The organism is Acetobacter senegalensis (assembly GCF_001580995.1).
Classification (GTDB): domain Bacteria; phylum Pseudomonadota; class Alphaproteobacteria; order Acetobacterales; family Acetobacteraceae; genus Acetobacter; species Acetobacter senegalensis.
Genome location: NZ_LHZU01000057.1, coordinates 1 through 4,496 on the forward strand (window position 1 = coordinate 1; position 4,496 = coordinate 4,496).

Below are 4,496 nucleotides of genomic sequence, written 5' to 3' on the forward strand. Positions count from 1 at the left end.
AGGGGCTTTCCATCCGCGGGCTGGACCAGACTGAAATCGGGTATCTGTTTGAAGGCGTGCCCGCTGCCCCGCCGCTTTTCCTGATGCCTTACACCTCCGCCACGGCAGATACGGAAAACATCAGTTCCGTCACCCTCACACAAGGCGCAGCAGAAGCCACGGCACCACTTTACAACGCGGTGGGTGGCCAACTGAGCGTGCACATGATCAAACCGCGCAAAACAGCAGGCGGTTTTATGGATCTTTCTTACGGGTCCTATGCGCTCAACCGTGAATTCCTGCGGTTGGACAGTGGAGAAATAGGGCATACAGGCGTAACCGGTTTTGCCTCCTTTTCATACCGCAACGCCAACCAGTGGCGCGGGGCCGGAGACAGCCCACGCTACCATGTGGACAGCCGCCTGCTACGGGAATGGGGCAAGGGCAGTTCTGCCTCGCTCATTTTTTCCTTTAACCGGCAGCGGCAATATTATCTGCGGGCTCCCACGCATACGCAGTGGCATGCCAGTGGCACCCATTTCAATTATTCATCCCATTATACGGAAGGTGACAGTTCCTATTACCTGTTGCAGGAAAACGCCCGTGCCCAAACCTTGCTGACAGCCCCGCTGGAATTCAGGCTGAACCGGCATTTCCATCTCTCGCTTACGCCCTATTTCATTTATGTCGCGGGGTATGACGGGTTTGGCACCACGCTTGACCCGCAGCACAGCTATCAGGGCAACCAGCCTGCCGGGCCGCTACAGGCCAGTGCAGGCCCCCAGACAGGCCAGATTACCGCTGTTGCAACGGATACCTTCAAGCAGGCGCATTCCGGCATCACGGCTTCCCTGCGCTGGGATGCAGGCCGCAACAGCCTGACAGGCGGTGCATGGTATTCCTATTATGATTACTCCAATCCCTCGCGATATGCTGCCGTGGATGCAAATGGAGGGGTTTCCAACATGCGGGGCTATTACCCTATTCTCACGGCATCCGGAGAACCGCTGACATCCTATAACTCGCATCTGGTGCAACAGGTTAATGCCCTGTTTGTGCAGGACCGTTTTCATGCGCTGTCCAACCGGCTGACGCTTTCCGCCACGTTTCGCGCCATTATGGTAACGCGCACCATCAGCAATCAGCTTGCTGGTGCACGCTACCGCAACGGGGCCAGCTATTTCTCGCCCCAGCCACAGCTTTCCGCCAGTTATGATCTGACACCGCAGGACCAGATCTTCCTGAACGGGACAACAGGGTTCCGCGCTCCCTCCGGCATTTCCAGCTATAATGACCGCTTCAGCGTGGCCACCGGTGCGCAGACCCGCAGCGCCACCAGTGACACCCGCCCCGAATATTCCATTGGCGAGGAAGTGGGCTACCGCCACACCGGGCTGGTGAACGTCTCCGCTGCTCTCTTCAATTACAATTTCACAAATCGCCAGATCAGCACAACAAGCAACCTGAATGGTGCGTTGGTGACGGAATCCCTCAATGGTGGGGGGCAGACAGCCCGTGGCGCACAGCTTGAGGTAGGGCTCAAGCCCTGGCACCATTTCAGCCCGTACCTCTCGGGCCAGTATATTCACGCCACCATAGACAATAACCTGAAATCCGGCATGGATTACCTGCCCACACGCGGCAAAAAAGCTATTCGTACACCCGATTTTTCCGGCAGTATTGGTCTGTCCTATGATGACACGCATCTGTTTGGACAGTTCACGCTCAATTACGTGGGGCCCACCTATTCCACCTTCATGAATGATGAACGTATTCCGGGCTTTGTTACGGCCAATCTCAGTATGGGTTACCGGCTGCGGCAGGTGGGTTTTGCGCGCTCTCCCCAGATCCAGCTCAATCTGATCAATCTGGGCCAGTCGGGTTATCTGTCCGGGGTAAACAGCGTTTCCGCCAACGCCCGCACCACGCAGGGCGTTTACGGCACCACCATTGCCGGAAGAGCCCCCACCTATTTTGTCGGCGGTGGTTTTGCAGGGGTCGTCTCCGTCTCGACAGGTTTTTAAAGGCGGCTTGAAAAGCAGCTAGGGAGGGGTTGGAAACCCTCACGCCCATCCTTCTTATGCGCAAGAACATCACTGCATTGTTGGGACTTCATAAAAGTCTCAAGAAAGCCTCTCGAACCTCGCCTTGCGCCTGTTTGTCATCAGAGCCAGAGGACAAAGTCTATCCTCAGATCGTTCTTGCTCATGTTTCCGGTCGGCTCTTAAACGCCAGCAAGGGATCGTCCTGCCTCTTCGCTATGCTGCTTTGTGGACCAGACGCCACAACGGCAACAGGAACCGACCAAAGCCAGCCCCGATACAGAAAGACCACAGACGCTCCGCTCCCCCTCACGCTAACGTCTCTCTGATGGCGCAATAGGTCCTCTCCCTCCGCGTGCAGTGCAGCGGCTGTCCTTGCCCTGTGTGGACGAAGGCATGCGCGCATGTTGTGTGAACGCTGGACATCGGGGCGAAGGGCGCATATCCCAAACGCATGCTTTTCTTCCCTGCACGGCCGTGTCCGGCAGCCCTTCAGCCGGTAGCCTTATCATGACCCAATCTGACGCACCTCATCTGGTTCTGGTGGATGGCAGCGGCTTCATCTTCCGCGCCTTCCATGCCCTGCCCCCCATGACCAGCCCGCACGGCGTGCCGGTAAACGCCGTGTATGGCTTCACCAACATGCTGGCCCGGCTGCTGCGCGAACATGTTGGCACGCATCTGGCGGTCGTGTTTGATGCCGGGCGGCACACCTTCCGCTCAGACATCTACCCGCAATACAAGGCGCACCGGCCGGAACCGCCGGAAGATCTGCGCCCGCAGTTCGGGTTGATCCGTGATGCCACGCAGGCCTTCAACGTGCCCGGCATTGAACTACAGGGCTGGGAGGCAGATGATCTGATCGCCTCCTACGCCACGGCGGTACGGAAGATGGGCGGCACCTGCACCATTATCTCCTCCGATAAGGATCTGATGCAGTTGATCGGCCCCGGCGTGTGCATGCTGGACCCCATCAAGCAGACCCCCATCGGCCTGCCAGAAGTGGAAAAGAAGTTCGGGGTGCTGCCTGAAAAGGTGGTGGACGTGCAGGCCCTGATGGGGGACTCCACAGATAACGTGCCCGGCGTGCCCGGCATTGGGCCCAAGACAGCCTCCGCCCTGATCAATGAATTCGGCACGCTTGAAGCCGTGCTGGCCGCTGCGCCGGAGATGAAAAAATCCAAGCGGCGGGACATGCTGATCGAACACGCGGATGCCGCCCGCCTCTCCCGCCAATTGGTGGAACTGGCGTGTGATGTGCCCCTTCCCATGCCAGTGGAAGAACTGGGCGTGCGGGAGCTGGATAAACCCGTTCTGGCCGACTGGCTGGAAGACATGGGCTTTGGTTCCGTGCTGAAACGGCTGGGCATGGGGCATCCTTCGGGCGCCCATGCGCACCGGGCGGCGCACGCCATGGTTCAGGCATCTGTCAAAGGTGCAGCGGCACCAGACGCAGCCCCTGCCGCTGCCGGACCCAGCGAGGCCGCAACCGCCGCCATGGCAGCCGCCTATGGCCCGTATGAAACCGTGCGCACGGCAGAAGCCCTGCAAAAATGGGTCAGCGCCGCGCAGGAAGCGGGCCTGTGCGCCGTGGATACGGAAACCGATGGGCTGGACCCGCTGCACGCCAACATGGTGGGGCTTTCCCTTGCCACGGCGCCGGGCAAAGCCTGCTACGTGCCGCTGCGGCATGAAGGCACGCTGGAAGAACCCGCAGGCGAACAGCTTACGGCAGACGCGGCACTGGACCTCATGCGCCCGCTGCTGACGGATGAGAGCGTGCTGAAGGTGTTTCAGAACGCCAAGTTTGACCTGCTGGTGTTTGACCGTGCAGGGCTGGACTTCAGCACCATCGGCCCGGTGGATGACACCATGCTGATCTCCTACGCGCAATCCGCCGGGTTGCATGGGCAGGGCATGGATGAACTTTCCACCCTGCATCTGGGCCACTCCCCCATCAGCTATGACAGCGTAACCGGCACCGGCCGCAACCGTATTCCGTTTGCGCAGGTGCCCGTGGGCCGCGCCACGCAATATGCAGCGGAAGATGCAGATGTCACGCTGCGGCTGTGGCATGTGCTGCACCCCACCCTGCGCACCAATCAGGCGCTGGCGCTGTATGAGCAGATCGAACGTCCGCTCTCCCCGGTGCTGGCGGCCATGGAAAAAGCGGGCATTGCCGTTGACCGGGCGGAACTGGGACGGTTGTCCGAAGATTTTGCGGCCCGTATGGCCGTGATGGAAAAGGACATCTACGAGACCGCAGGACGTGAGTTCAATGTGGGCTCCCCCCGCCAGCTTGGCGAAATCCTGTTTGACGAGATGGGCCTGAAAGGCGGCAAGCGCGGCAAGGCTGGGGCATGGAGCACAGATTCCTCCGTGTTGCAGGATCTGGCCGATCAGGGGCACGCCCTGCCGGAAAAGGTGCTGGCATGGCGGCAGCTTGCCAAGCTGAAAAGCACCTACACGGATGCC

2 protein-coding genes are annotated in these 4,496 nt (G+C 59.7%); both read left to right on the forward strand.

All coding sequences use genetic code 11. The features are described from left to right. The coding region (locus AD948_RS18305; protein WP_061470257.1) for a TonB-dependent receptor at positions 1-2,003 on the forward strand (2,003 nt) is incomplete at its 5' end. Between the two features lie 528 nt (positions 2,004-2,531). Next, positions 2,532-4,496: DNA polymerase (locus AD948_RS00510; protein ID WP_061470258.1), on the forward strand; the 1,965-nt coding region annotated here is incomplete at its 3' end.